General features: G+C 60.0%; 10 protein-coding genes and 1 pseudogene. 3 read left to right on the forward strand and 8 right to left on the reverse strand.

Going from position 1 to position 13,974, the window contains the following annotated elements:
* Window positions 1–73: 73 nt before the first annotated feature.
* From JFT66_RS30155 to JFT66_RS06935, 3 genes and pseudogenes are all read left to right on the forward strand, one after another.
* A pseudogene (locus tag JFT66_RS30155) lies at window positions 74–1,132 on the forward strand (methyl-accepting chemotaxis protein); the annotation flags it as partial.
* Window positions 1,133–1,276: 144 nt separating this feature from the next.
* Window positions 1,277–1,990 carry a methyl-accepting chemotaxis protein gene (locus JFT66_RS30160; RefSeq protein WP_411829018.1) on the forward strand — a complete coding sequence of 238 codons (714 nt, stop codon included), beginning with the start codon at window positions 1,277–1,279 and terminating at the stop codon, window positions 1,988–1,990.
* A 179-nt stretch (window positions 1,991–2,169) separates the two neighbouring features.
* A complete protein-coding gene (locus JFT66_RS06935) occupies window positions 2,170–4,077 on the forward strand; it encodes a methyl-accepting chemotaxis protein (RefSeq protein ID WP_198859025.1) in 1,908 nt (635 codons plus the stop codon).
* 4 nt (window positions 4,078–4,081) lie between these two features.
* Here the strand turns inward: JFT66_RS06935 and JFT66_RS06940 are convergent, their stop codons facing one another.
* From JFT66_RS06940 to pip, 8 genes are all read right to left on the reverse strand, one after another.
* Entirely contained in the window at window positions 4,082–4,816 is a 735-nt protein-coding gene (locus JFT66_RS06940) for an ATP-binding cassette domain-containing protein (protein WP_034117318.1), read from the reverse strand.
* Window positions 4,809–5,768 (reverse strand): amino acid ABC transporter permease, encoded by a 960-nt coding sequence (locus tag JFT66_RS06945; protein ID WP_034117317.1) that lies wholly within the window; start codon window positions 5,766–5,768, stop codon window positions 4,809–4,811. Before JFT66_RS06945 ends, JFT66_RS06940 begins: the two co-directional genes overlap by 8 nt.
* Window positions 5,769–5,929: 161 nt before the next feature.
* Window positions 5,930–6,727, reverse strand: a complete 798-nt coding sequence (locus JFT66_RS06950) for a transporter substrate-binding domain-containing protein (protein WP_034117316.1) — start codon at window positions 6,725–6,727, stop codon at window positions 5,930–5,932.
* 219 nt (window positions 6,728–6,946) lie between these two features.
* A complete protein-coding gene (locus JFT66_RS06955) occupies window positions 6,947–7,747 on the reverse strand; it encodes a transporter substrate-binding domain-containing protein (protein WP_034117315.1) in 801 nt (266 codons plus the stop codon).
* Window positions 7,748–7,933: 186 nt separating this feature from the next.
* Window positions 7,934–10,504 (reverse strand): glucans biosynthesis glucosyltransferase MdoH, encoded by a 2,571-nt coding sequence (gene mdoH, locus JFT66_RS06960; RefSeq protein WP_034117314.1) that lies wholly within the window; start codon window positions 10,502–10,504, stop codon window positions 7,934–7,936.
* Window positions 10,497–12,233 carry a glucan biosynthesis protein gene (locus JFT66_RS06965; RefSeq protein ID WP_034117908.1) on the reverse strand — a complete coding sequence of 579 codons (1,737 nt, stop codon included), beginning with the start codon at window positions 12,231–12,233 and terminating at the stop codon, window positions 10,497–10,499. Before JFT66_RS06965 ends, mdoH begins: the two co-directional genes overlap by 8 nt.
* A 266-nt stretch (window positions 12,234–12,499) precedes the next feature.
* Window positions 12,500–12,937, reverse strand: a complete 438-nt coding sequence (dtd, locus tag JFT66_RS06970) for a D-aminoacyl-tRNA deacylase (protein ID WP_034117313.1) — start codon at window positions 12,935–12,937, stop codon at window positions 12,500–12,502.
* Window positions 12,934–13,905: a prolyl aminopeptidase gene (gene pip / locus JFT66_RS06975; RefSeq protein ID WP_153838670.1), complete on the reverse strand. Its 972-nt coding sequence runs from the start codon at window positions 13,903–13,905 to the stop codon at window positions 12,934–12,936. Before pip ends, dtd begins: the two co-directional genes overlap by 4 nt.
* Between the last annotated feature and the right edge of the window lie 69 nt (window positions 13,906–13,974).

A 13,974-nucleotide genomic window follows, 5' to 3' on the forward strand; every position in this document is an offset into this window, starting at 1 on the left:
GCGCTACAGAATCCTGCGCCCGTGCCGATAGCCTCTGAATAAATCCAAGCCTTGTTCCAGAGGAGTTCGCTGCATGTATCGTTGGTTAGCCGAGAAACTGGGGAATGTGAGCGTCAACCGCAAGCTGAGCGTTGGCTTTGGGTTGGTGTTGATCCTGACGCTGTTGATCACCTTTACCGGCTGGACAGGCCTGGGCGACGTGATCAGCCGCGGCGACAAGCTGGGCTTTATCTCCAGCCTCAGCGGCCTGACCAAAGACCTGCGCCTGGCGCGCCTGGACTTTGAAATGCGCCGTGGCGAACAAGGCACGGATGCGGTCAACGGTCTGCTCGGCCAACTGGACAGTGGCCTGAAAACCGCCGCCGACCTGATCGAGCAACCTGACGATAAAGCCCTGGTCGAACAACAACTGGAAGCCTTGAACCAATACAAAAAGGCCTTCGCCGCCATGGTCCAGGCGGGCCTCAAGCGTGAGGGCGCCCGCAGCAAACTCGGCGACACCGCCGACAACGCCGTCGCCAAGATCAACGAGATTGAGAAAAACCTGCTGCAAGGCGACAGCGTCACCCAGTTCAATAGCGTGGTCGACCTGAGCAAGCTGATCCAGCAATCGCGCTTTCAGGTACGCGGCTACACCTACAGCGGTAAAGTCGAAGCTGAACAGCCGGCCTTGGATGCCATCGACAACGCCCTGAAGAAAATCACCGAACTGCAAGGCCAGTTGCCGGCGCCATACCAGACCAACCTTCAGGAAGCCGCTGTCTCACTGCAAGCCTACCGCGCTGCGGTCAGCCAGTATCGCGACGCCCAGGTAGCCAGCGCTGCGGCCCTGCAAACCATGATCGCCCAGGGCGATATCCTGCTGAGCCACAGTGAAAAACTCACCGTCTCCCAGACTGCCGTGCGTGACACCGATGCCGCGCAGGCCAAATACCTGTTGCTGCTCGCCACCGTGCTGGCGCTGATCTTCGGCATCGTCGCCGCCTGGGCCATTACCCGCCAAATCGTCATCCCACTGAACCAGACCCTCAAAGCCGCCGAGCGCGTGGCCTCCGGCGACCTGAGCCACAACCTGGATTCCGGCCGCCAAGACGAATTGGGCCAACTGCAACGCGCCATGCAAAGCATGACCGTGGGCCTGCGTGAGTTGATCGGCGGTATCAGCGACGGCGTCACCCAGATCGCCAGCGCGGCCGAGCAGTTGTCCGCCGTTACCGAGCAGACCAGCGCCGGGGTCAACAGCCAAAAAGTCGAGACCGACCAGGTGGCCACCGCCATGAACGAGATGGCTGCGACCGTGCAGGAAGTGGCGCGCAATGCCGAGGAAGCTTCTGAGGCCGCCGTGGCCGCCGATCAGCAGGCCCGTGAAGGCGACCAGGTGGTCGGTGAAGCCATCGCCCAGATCGAACGCCTGGCGACCGAAGTCGGCAATTCCACGGTGGCCATGGGCGACCTGAAGCGCGAAAGCGACAAGATCGGCAGCGTACTCGACGTCATCAAATCCGTGGCCCAGCAAACCAACCTGCTGGCGCTTAACGCAGCCATTGAAGCAGCGCGTGCCGGTGAGGCCGGGCGTGGTTTTGCCGTGGTGGCCGATGAAGTGCGCAGCCTGGCCCAGCGCACGCAGAAGTCCACTGAAGAGATCGAAGAGTTGATCATCGGCCTGCAAAGCGGCACCCAGCAGGTGGCGACCATCATGGACAACAGCCGTGGGCTGACCGAAAGCAGCGTTGAACTGACGCGCCGGGCAGGTAACGCGCTGGGTAATATCACCCGTACCGTCTCGACCATCCAGGCGATGAACTCGCAGATTGCTACCGCCGCTGAACAACAAAGCGCCGTAGCTGAAGAGATCAACCGCAGTGTGCTAAATGTGCGCGATATCTCCGAGCAAACGGCGGCGGCCAGCGAAGAGACCGCAGCCTCAAGCACTGAGTTGGCGCGCCTGGGCACCCATCTGCAAGCGCTGGTCGGCCGCTTCCGGGTCTGACACCCGCCCTCCAGGTGGTGACCTTCTTGGGGTCACCCCCTGCAACTTGTGAAATTTCCTACACGTCTTTCAGGTCAACTCTTACGCGCCCAGTGCCGAAAAGATTTAGCGTTCCCACTCCTCCTGACCTGTGTCAGCCGGATTGCGAAACGCTCTCTCTTTGCTGATGGAGGTGCATCATGTTTCGACCACTGACCCGCGTATTAGGCAATACCAGCGTCACCCTCAAGCTCGTACTGGGCTTCGGCCTGGTACTGGTGCTCTGCATGGCCGTCGCCCTGACGGGATGGCAGGCCCTGAATACCTCACTGTTTCGCGCACACACCTTGACCACTCTTTCCCAGCTGGCGGTGACCGGCGAAGAATTACGTGCCGACCGCATTGTGTACCGCGTCGTGAGTGCCCCCGCGAGTTTTGACAAGCTCAACCGGCACATGGAAAAAATCGATGCTTATCTGGTCGGGTTGGCCGACCGCCTGAAAATCCCCGCCCACTTGCAACAAGTTCAAGATTCCAGCCGCCTCAGCGCTCGCTTCAAGACGGCACTGGGTGGGCTGCCTAACTTGATGGAACAACGCGAGCAAGCGCAGAAGCAGCTCACCAGTAGCTCCGTAGCGGCCAGCGACATCCTTGGGCAACTTTCCAGTGACTTGCCCGACCAGAACGATGAGAAAGCCCTGGATAGCGTGGAAAACCTGCGCCAGGCCATGGAAAAAGCCGAAGACCGCGCCAAGGCACCGGCATGGGCCGCAGACACACTGCAAATCTACACCCAAGGCGTGGACGACGCGCTCAAGGCCCTCGACAGTGCCCAGTCTGGCGTGACGGCTTTACCGGTCGACAGCACCGCTCTGAACAGCGCTCTGCTCGACTATCGTGCCCAACTCAACCGCGTCAAGGACGCGCAGGTCACCGTTGAAAACACCCAGAATCAACTGGAGCAGTGGCTGGACCAGTTACTCTCGCAAAGCGACCGCCTGAGCGAGGAACAGACTCTGCAACGCGACAAAGAAGCAGACTTGGCTCGCCTGATGATGCTCTACGTGACAGGCGCAGCGCTGCTGCTCGGCGCCCTCGCCGCCTGGCTGATCGCCGGCCAGATCGTGCGGCCGTTGCGCCAGGCGCTGCTGACCGCCAACCGCATCGCCGAGGGCGACCTGAGCCACGACATCACTACCTCGCGGCGCGACGAACTGGGCCAATTGCAACGCAGCATCGGCCAGATGACGCTCAACCTGCGCGCCCTGATCGGCGGTATCAACGACGGCGCCCGCCAGATCGCCAGCGCCGCCGAACAATTGTCCGCCGTCACCGAGCAAACTCGCGCCGGGATCAATGGCCAGAAACTGGAGACTGAGCAAGTCGCCACCGCCATGAATGAAATGCTCGCCACCTCCCAGGAGGTCGCACGCCATGCCGAGCAAGCCTCGATTGCCGCCACCGAAGCCGATCAACAAGCGGGTGTGGGCGACCAGGTGGTGGCCGAAGCGATTACCCATATCGAGCATCTGGCCGAGCAGATGAACCGCTCCAGCCTGGCGATGCAAGGCTTGCAACAGGAAAGCCAGAAGATCGGCAGCGTGCTGGAGGTGATCAAATCGGTGTCCGAGCAAACCAACCTGCTGGCCCTTAACGCCGCTATCGAAGCGGCACGCGCGGGTGAGGCAGGTCGCGGTTTCGCCGTAGTGGCCGACGAGGTACGCACCCTGGCCCAGCGCACCCAGCAATCAGCCGAGGAAATCGAGGTGTTGATCGAGGGTTTGCAGCGGGGCACGCAACACACCGCCGATATCCTGGACAACAGCCTCAGCCTGACCGACAACAGCGTGGAGCTGACGCGTCGCGCAGGCGCGGCTCTTGCCAACATCACCCGCACGGTATCGGTGATTCAGGAGATGAACCCACAGATTGCCGCAGCAGCCGAGGAGCAAAGCGCGGTGGCCGAAGAGATCAACCGCAGCGTACTGAAGGTCAAGGATGCGTCGGAACAAACCTCGACCGCCAGTGAGCAGACGGCGGCGGCCAGCATTGAGCTGGCGCGCCTGGGCACAGACCTGGCGCGCTCGGTAGGCCGGTTCAAGGTCTGAGCGGTTACAGCACCTGGCGCAGGAAAGCTTGTGCCCGCGGGTCTTTGGGGGAGGCAAAAAAAGCGGCGGGCGCGGCATCTTCCAGCAGTTTGCCGTGGTCGAAAAACAGTACCCGGTCCGCCACTTCCCGGGCAAAGCCCATCTCGTGGGTGACGCAGACCATGGTCATGCCTTCCAGGGCCAGGGTTTTCATCACGTCCAACACTTCACCGACCATTTCCGGGTCAAGGGCCGAGGTGGGCTCGTCAAACAGCATCACCTTGGGTTCCATAGCCAGGGCCCGGGCAATCGCGACCCGCTGCTGCTGGCCGCCAGACAGCCGTGAGGGAAACTCGTTGGCCTTCTGTGCAATGCCGACCTTTTCCAACAGAGCCAGGGCCTTGGCCTCGCGCTCCTGCTTGCCGCGCTTGCGCACGACCTTTTGCGCCAGGCACAGGTTTTCCAGCACGGTCATATGGGGGAACAGGTTGAAATGCTGGAACACCATGCCGACTTCACGGCGATAGGCATTCACATCGGTCTTCGGGTCAGCCAGTTGCAGGCCGTCGATGCTCACCGAACCCGAGTCGAACTCTTCCAGCCCATTGAGGCAGCGCAAGAAGGTGGACTTGCCGGAACCGGACGGGCCGATCACCACCAGCACTTCGCCCTTGGCCACTTGGGTGGTGACGTGATCCACCGCGCGCACCACGTGCCCGCGGGTATCGAAGACTTTTACCAGATCGCGCACTTCAATCACTTTGGGCGAGCCTCCGCTCAAGCCGGCTGGCCATTTTCGACAGCGGCAGGTTGATCAGCAGGTACAGGCCTGCCACACAGAACAGAATCTCAAACGGCGAGAACGAGGTGGTGATCACTTCGCGACCACTCTTGAGCAGCTCGGTAATCGCAATCACCGACACCAGCGACGTGTCTTTTACCAGGCTGATAAATTGCCCGGCCAGGGGCGGTAGCACGCGCTTGAAGGCTTGCGGCAACACCACATGACGCATCGACTGGCTGGCACTCAAACCCAGGGAACGCGCCGCTTCGTCCTGGCCACGAGTGATGGACTGCACACCGGCGCGGACGATTTCCGCCACATAGGCACCGGTGAACAACGACAGCGCAGCGATCCCGGCGAACTCCCGGGACAGGTTGAGCACCGTGCCGATAAAGAAATAGAAAATGAAGATCTGCACCAGCAGCGGCGTACCGCGCACCAGTTCAACGTAGATAGTCGACAGGTCGCGCAAGGTCGGGTTTTTGGAGAGCCGGCACAACCCGGTCGCCAAGCCGATCGCCAAGCCGAGGATGCCGGACACCACCGACAGCCACAACGTGGTCCACAAGCCCCACATCAGCGGCCCCAGCGCCCAGTGGCGGGTCACGCCGACTACATCGCCTTCGGCCACATCGTCGCCGCGAGCCACTTGCAGGCTGTTATCGGCAACCGTGAGCTTTTGCTCGGCCCCCGCGTCGTTGCGCAGGGTGACTTCGGCCATATCGCCTTTGCGCACCAACTCGACCACGGTGGAAATATCCGCGGCGCGCTGGGACGTTTCGGCTTGATAGGCGAAGTACTGCGGGACACGGTTCCAGCGCCACTCGTAGGACATCAACGAGGTGGCGTAGTACAAGGCGCCAGCCAGGCCGACCAGCACGACCACGGTCAGCAGGTGCCAGGGCCATTGGGCTTTTTTCTGTTTCATTTCACTTTCCAGGATTTTTGTCGCCTGTCATGCCGCCTTCGCGAGCAAGTCGAATCGTCGCACCGCCGCTCCCACATTTTGACCGCATTCTCATGTTGGAACTCGGTCAAGTGTGGGAGCGGGCTTGCTCGCGAAGGGCGCGACTCGGTATTCAGCCAGCCTTATTCCATGTCCTTGAGCCACTCGGAGCTCTTGAACCACTTGTCATGGATGCGATCGTAGGTACCGTCGTTACGGATCTGGTGCAGGAAGTTGTTGATGAAGTTGATGCTGTCGTAATCGCCTTTCTTCAAACCGAACGCCAAGGGCTCGAAGGTGAAGGGTTCTTCCAGGAACACCAGCTTGCCGTTGCCGACTTTCTTCTCGGCAACCACGTTGTACGGCGCGTCATACACAAAGGCATCGGCCTTGCCATTGACCACGTCCAGTACACCTTCCTGCTCGTTGTCGTAGCCGTGGTACTTGGCCTTGGAGATCAGCTTCTTGGCGACCATTTCACCGGTAGTACCGAGCTTGGAGGTCAGGCGGTATTTCTCGTCGTTCAGGTCTTTGTAGGACTTGATGGTGCCTTCCAGGTCCTTGCGAATCAGCAGAGTCTGGCCAACCACGATGAAGGGTTCGCTGAAGTTGAGACGCAGGTTGCGCTCCTGGGTCAGGGTCATGCCGCTGCCGATCATGTCGAACTTGCCGGTCAGGAAGGCTGGGATGATGCCGTCATAACCCGTGGAGACCAGCTCCAGCTTGACGCCCATGGACTTGGCCATGGCCTTGAGGATGTCGACTTCGAAGCCGATGATTTCACCGCGCTTGTCAGTCATTTCGAACGGCATATAGGTCGGGTCCATGCCGACTTTCAACGTGCCGCGCTTGACCGCATCATCGATGGCGCCGGCCTGGGCCGCAGTGGCAGCGACCATCGCGGTGACGCCGAGCAACAGCATCGAAAGATACTTTTTCATCATCAAGTCCCCTGAACGATTCTTATAAGGTCGGCGCGCAAAAGGGCTGCGCCATTTCGGGGAGCGATCCTAACCCACTCGTTGTCCGTCACAAAGGTTTCACGGGTAAATGTTATCGGCGTATGTCGGAAAAGACTTACAACGCTGCAGCCAAGCGCAGGGGTAGACACATCCGCGCCGCCATTCGGCAATTGATTGATGTGTAAGTAGTTATGACCATCACTCAATCTCTGCCAACCAGGCGGTGTCTGTGAACCACTTGTCATGCAGGCTATCGTAGGTGCCGTCCTGGGCGATCTGGTTGAGGAAGTGATTGATCCAATTGAGGCTGTCGTAATCACCTTTTTTCACGCCGAAGGCCAGAGGTTCGAAGGTGAAAGGTTGTTCCAGTGTCAGCAATGCACTGTTTTGCGGTCGACTCATTGCGATCAGGTTATAGGGCGCGTCATGAATGAATGCGTCGGCCTCGCCCTGCACTACCTGTCGCACGCCTTCTTCCGGGGAAGACAAACTGATGAGTTGCGCCGCCCCCACGAAGCGCCGCGCTGCTGCCTCTCCGGTGGTGCCTTCAATGACAGCGATCCGGTAACCGGCCTCGTCCAAGTCTTCGATGCTGGAAACCGTACCCGCCAGCCTGGGGTGCAACAGCACGGTCTGGCCCACCACGATGAACGAGTCACTGAAGTTAAGCTTCAGATTGCGCTCCTGAGTGACCGTCATGCCACTGCCAATCAGATCAAACTTTTTCGCCGTCAGCCCCGGCAGTAACTCCGTATAGGGCACAGCAACCAGCTCGAGCTCCACGCCCAGCGCCCGGCTCATAGCGCGCAGCAAGTCGATCTCGAAACCCACAATGAGCCCCTGCTTATCAAGCATTTCAAAAGGCACGTAATTGGGCGTTGTACCGACTTTCAACACGCCACGGCGGACAGCGTCGTCCAGCGCGCCGGCACTCAGCAAGCCGGCCTGTATCAATAGGAAAAAGCTAACCAGTAATACCGAACAATACCTTTTGATCATAAATACCCCCATGGCGAGTCAAATTTGGGGGGCGATCCTACCCCAGCAACAGGCACGGAAATACGCTTCGAACAAAGGTCTTTTGTTTCGAAATAACAAGGAGTTAGAGAAAAAAGGAAGGGGCGGGAAACGCTGTAGGATCAACGCTTGAAACGCCCCCGAGGCGAGCCCTCGGGGGTGTCTGAATCAGGCCGGCTGGGCCTGCGGCGACTGCGGTTGCAGCGGCAGCAACGGCGCGTGCGGATCAGACTTGATCGATGCACGCCAGGCACCGAGCCACTCGGCATGACCTTCGCTCCAGACCTGCTCATGCAAGCGAGCCAGGGCCACCGGATCGCTGAGCAAGGCCAGGCGTTCGCTATTGTTGAGGCCGGCCGGGCCGACTTTCAACGCGTGGCGAACACGCTCCATGCGCAGGTACTCGATCGGCTCTGCCTCACGGTGCCGCGAGGTCGCCAAGGCGCAGGCCAGGGCGTTCTGCTGCGGGTCGACGACCGAACGCACAAACCCGTCATTGAGGGCGTGCCAGCGGTTTTCGTGAGTGTACTTCTCGGTCGACAGCAGGGCTTGCGGCGGATTGTATTCCTCAGGAATCAGGAACAGGCTCTCGTCGCGGGACTTGAGGCCCAGCTTGACCCGACTGGAAATCACCGACACCGGGATCGACAGCATCAGCGAGCCGACGATCGGGATCAGCCACCACAGGAAGCTTGGGTTCAACCACACCACCAGCAAAGCCCACAGGAAGCCCAGCAAGGTTTGCGGCCCGTGTCGCTTGACTGCTTCGCTCCAAGGGGTGGAGTCGTCGTCACGCTGCGGAGAGTTCCAGGTGGCAGCCCAGCCGAGGAACGCGGCGAGGACGAAGCGGGTGTGGAAAATCATCCGCACCGGCGCCAGCAGCATGGAGAACAACATCTCCAGCAGCATCGACAAGGTCACCTTGAACTTGCCGCCGAACTCTTTCGCACCCTTGGCCCAGATCAGGATGATGCTGAGCAGTTTCGGCAGGAACAACAGCACGATGGTGGTGGAGAACAGCGCCACCGCCTTGTCCGGATGCCATTGTGGCCACAGCGGGTACAACTGGCGTGGGGCCATGAAGTACTGCGGCTCCATCAGGGTGTTCACCGCCAGCAACGCTGTGGACAACACCAGGAAGAAGAACCACAACGGCGCCGACAGGTAGGACATCACGCCGGTCAAGAACACCGCACGGTGCACCGGATGCATGCCTTTTACCAGGAACAGGCGGAAGTTCATCAGGTTACCGTGGCACCAGCGACGGTCACGCTTGAGTTCGTCCAGCAGGTTCGGCGGCAGTTCTTCGTAGCTGCCCGGCAGGTCGTAGGCAATCCACACGCCCCAGCCGGCACGGCGCATCAGCGCAGCTTCAACGAAGTCGTGGGAGAGGATCGCACCAGCAAACGCGCCTTTACCGGGCAACGGCGCCAGGGCGCAATGCTCGATAAACGGCTTCATGCGGATAATTGCGTTGTGACCCCAATAGTGGGATTCACCCAACTGCCAGAAGTGCAGGCCAGCGGTAAACAGCGGGCCATATACGCGGGTGGCGAACTGCTGCATGCGCGCATACAGGGTGTCCATGCCCGACGCGCGTGGCGCGGTCTGGATAATCCCTGCATCCGGCGTGGCTTCCATCAGGCGCACCAGGCTGGTCAGGCATTCGCCGCTCATGACGCTGTCGGCGTCGAGAACGACCATGTACTTGTAGTCACCGCCCCAGCGACGGCAGAAGTCGTCGAGGTTACCGCTCTTGCGTTTTACACGACGACGACGACGGCGATAGAAGATCTTGCCGAAGCCACCGGCTTCGCGGCACACGTCGAGCCAGGCTTGCTGTTCGGCGATGCAGATGTCGGCGTCGTTACTGTCGCTGAGCACGAAGAAATCGAAGCGATCCAGATCGCCCGTAGCGGCCACCGATTCGAACGTCGCACGCAGGCCAGCGAATACACGCGGCACGTCTTCGTTGCAGATCGGCATCACCAAGGCGGTGCGCGCATCCTTCGGAATCGGCTCATCACCGGCACTTTTACCGGAGATACGGTATTTATCGTGACCGGTCAGCAGTTCCAGAAAGCCCATCAACGCGGTCCAGAAACCGGCGGAAACCCAGCAGAACAGAATCCCGAACATGATCAGGATGCTGGTTTGCAGGGCGTAAGGCAGCACCTGGGTCGCGGTTTGCAGCAGGGTCTGGTTACGGATTTCGTCGAAGTCGACCAACGACCAGCCCTGGTACGGCATGATGCCTTTCATGTACCAGCCGGCAACGATGGTCTGGCCCAGCATCAACACAAGCAGGATATAGCGACGGATCGAACCCACGGTACGCCAGCGCGCAGCCGGTAATACCCGCTCGTCTTTCGGTGGCATGGGCGGGTTGGTGCGACCGGTTATCCGGCGCCAGCCGCGCACCAGGATGTTGGTGCGCCAAGGCTCGGGCACCACTTTGGTCCGGCGGATCGGCGGCGTGGCCTTGAGGCACACGCGACCGCTGGCGTCGAGCGCCAGCATTTCCGCGTCTTGCAGCTCTTCAGCGCTGTTGAGGGTCAAGCGACGGCCAACCGACGCTTGGGCAGCGTCGGTCGGGGCGTCGAAGGTCTTGGACGACAGGCGTTCGTGCAACTCGCTGAACGAGCTGCAGCCCGCCAATTCGGCGCGCTGCTCAGCCGTCATCGGCAGATGCGCCAGGTACTCGGACAGAGTCTCGGGCGTTACTTGAGAATTACTCATCGGCAGGCAACTGATAGCTCCAGGTTTCGGTCAGGACTTGCTCGGTCTTGATCGGCTCCGGTGTGGCTGGGGCAGCTTCTGGCTGCTGGTCTTGCTTGTCTTTCGCGTCTTTCTTGGCCTGTTTCTCGTGTTGCTTGGCCAGGACCTTATCGGCCTTCAATACATGGTTCGAAACCGGCTCCGGCGCTGGCTGCACGATGTCCTGCACCAGTGCCGCACGCATTTCGGTCGGCTTGCCTGCGTCCTTGATCTTCATACGCAGGGTCAGGCGCCAGCCTTTGGTGTGCTCGTTGTAGCGCACGCTGTTTTCAACCAGCTCAGCGTTATCACCCACGCTCACCTGGCTACGCACCGGGGCGTCCGGCAGCAGTTTCTTCAGGGACGGGCCCTCGAAGTCCACCAGGTAGGCCACGCTGCCGTCTGGCTGACGGATCAGGTTGGATTGCTTCACGTCACCGGTGGAACGCAGGGTCTGCTTGACCCAGGCGCTGTCGGGCGAATGGAATGCAGCGTCGTCCAAAGTCCAGTGCAGGCGGTACGAGACGTCCAGTGGCTTGCCGACTTCCGGCAGTTCAGCCGGGCTCCAGAAGGCTACGATGTTGTCGTTGGTTTCGTCGGCAGTCGGGATCTCTACCAGATCGACGGAGCCCTTGCCCCAATCGCCTTCAGGCTCGATCCACGCGCTTGGGCGCTTGTCGTAGTTGTCATCCAGGTCTTCGTAGTGGCTGAAGTTGCGGCCACGTTGCAGCAGGCCGAACCCACGCGGGTTCTCGACGCTGAAGTTGCTGACCGACAGGTGTTTAGGGTTGTTCAACGGACGCCAGATCCACTCGCCATTGCCAGCATGGATCGACAGGCCGCTGGAATCGTGCAGCTCGCGACGGTAGTTGAGGACCTTGGATGGCTGGTTGGCGCCGAACAGGAACATCGAGGTCAACGGGGCAACGCCCAGCTTGGTGACCTTGTCACGCAGGAACATCTGGGACTTGACGTCGACCACGGTGTCGGTGCCAGGGCGCAGGATCAGGCGATAGGCGCCGGTGGCGCGCGGCGAGTCCAGCAGGGCGAAGATCACCAGGTGCTTGTCACCCGGCTTTGGACGCTCGATCCAGAACTCGGTGAAACGCGGGAATTCCTCGCCGGACGGCAGCGCGGTATCGATGGCCATGCCACGGGCAGACAGGCCGTACACCTGGTCCTTGCCCACGACGCGGAAATAACTGGCGCCGAGCATGGTCATGATTTCGTCTTGCTTGTCGTTCTTGTTGATCGGGTAAAGCACACGGAAGCCGGCATAACCCAGTTGCTCGGTGGCTTTAGGATCAAATTTCACGTCGCCGAAATCGAAACGAGTGGGGTCGTACTTGATTTCATGCACGCTGTCGGCGGTGACTTCGTTGATTTTCACCGGCGTATCGAAGTGCATGCCCTGGTGATAGAAGGACAGCTTGAACGGGGTGTTCTGATCGGCCCACTCGGCTTTTTCGTTGCGGAAACGAATCTTCTGGTAATCAGCGAATTTCATTTCGCGGAATTCGTTCGGCAGATTGCTGCGCGGAGCTTCGTATTTCTGCCCGGCCAGCTCTTTTGCCTTGGCCGACACATCATCCAGACTGAATGCCCACAGTTGACCCGCGCCGAACAGGCAAAACAGGGCAGAACCCGTCACCAGTGCGTTTCGTAACCGTTTGGCAGACAATTTTGGTGCATTACAGGGACTAACAATCACGAGCAACCCTCGCCGAAAACAGATCAAAAAACCAACGGCCAGCTATCTATATGCCAGGTTGGCGAGCATTGTTCCGACTCCCTTAGGGCAAAATGATTCCCCAACGGCTATCGGACAAGTCTCTACCTAAGTCAAAAATGGACCAAACAACGCTGATCCCCGTAGCGCGCGATTATCTAGTAGCCCGCGAGACAACGCATCAGGGACAGTGAAGTATTTGTAGCGAAAACCTGCGTTTTTAGGCATTAAAGTCGTTTTTAATACATTCATGTCTGTAAGAGGAAGGTCACAGGGCCATCATTGACCAAGTGCACCTGCATATCAGCGCCAAAACGCCCTGACGCCACCTTGCCATGCAATTGTTGCGCTTGTAACAACAAGTGATCAAAAAGCGCCGCTCCCAGGGCCGGCGGGGCCGCGGTGGAGAAACTTGGCCGCAGCCCGCTTTTTGTGTCCGCCGCCAAGGTGAACTGCGACACCAGCAGCAAACCGCCACCCATCTCCTTGAGCGACAGGTTCATCTTGCCCTGATCGTCACTGAACACCCGATAGTTAAGCAGCTTATGCAACAGCTTGTCGGCGCTCTCGGGCGTATCTGAAGGCTCGACGGCGACCAGCACCAGCAAACCCTGGTCAATCGCGCCCACGACCTCACCCGCTACTTCGACCCGGGCGCCACGCACCCGCTGCAACAGGCCTTTCATGCTTCTTCAGGCGGCAGATCGAGCAGGCGCCGTGCCATTTCGCCAGTCGCACGCACCAAGGCGTCGGTGATACCCGGCTCGGACGCGGCATGCCCGGCCTCGCGAATCACCTGCAACTCACTGTTGGGCCAGGCCTGATGCAGCTCCCAGGCGTTATCCAGCGGGCAGATCATATCGTAGCGCCCATGAATGATGATGCCAGGCAGATGGGCGATCTTGTGCATGTCGCGAATCAGTTGGTTGGGTTCAAGGAAGGAGTTGTTCGTGAAGTAATGGCACTCGATACGCGCGATGGAGAGCGCACGTTGCGGCTCGGAAAAGCGCTCCACATGCTGCGGGCTCGGGCACAGGCCGAGCATGCGCCCTTCCCAACCGGACCAGGCCTTGGCCGCGTGCATCTGGGCGATCTGGTCGTTGCCGGTCAGGCGCTTGTGGTAAGCGGCGATCATGTCGTGGCGCTCTTCCACGGGGATCGGGGCCAGGTAGTCCTGCCAGTAATCCGGGAACAGCCGACTCGCGCCTTCCTGATAGAACCAGTGGATATCCTGCGGGCGGGCGAGGAAGATGCCACGCACGATCAGGCCATGCACACGCTCGGGATGGGTTTGCGCGTAGGCCAGGGCCAGGGTCGAGCCCCAGGAACCCCCAAACAGCACCCACTTGTCGATACCCAGGTGTTCGCGGATACGCTCGAGGTCGGCGACCAGGTCCCAGGTGGTGTTGTTTTCCAGACTGGCGCGAGGCGTGGAGCGACCGCAGCCCCGCTGGTCGAACGTCACAATATGGTAAAGGTTAGGATCGAAATAGCAGCGGCTCTGCGCGTCGCAACCGGAACCAGGGCCTCCATGGATGAATACGACGGGCAAGCCTTCGGGGGAGCCACTCTCATCGACATACAGCGTGTGGGTGTCATCGACTGCCAGATCATGCCGGGCGTAGGGTTTGATCTGCGGGTACCAAGTCTGCATTGCGCGCTCCGTAGGGTGTCGGGTTCATCCCTGGGGGGACGTCTATTATTTTGCCGTCTAGCATCATAA

Origin of the sequence: Pseudomonas sp. MF6755, assembly GCF_016405635.1 — a bacterium.
Lineage (GTDB): Bacteria > Pseudomonadota > Gammaproteobacteria > Pseudomonadales > Pseudomonadaceae > Aquipseudomonas > Aquipseudomonas haemolytica.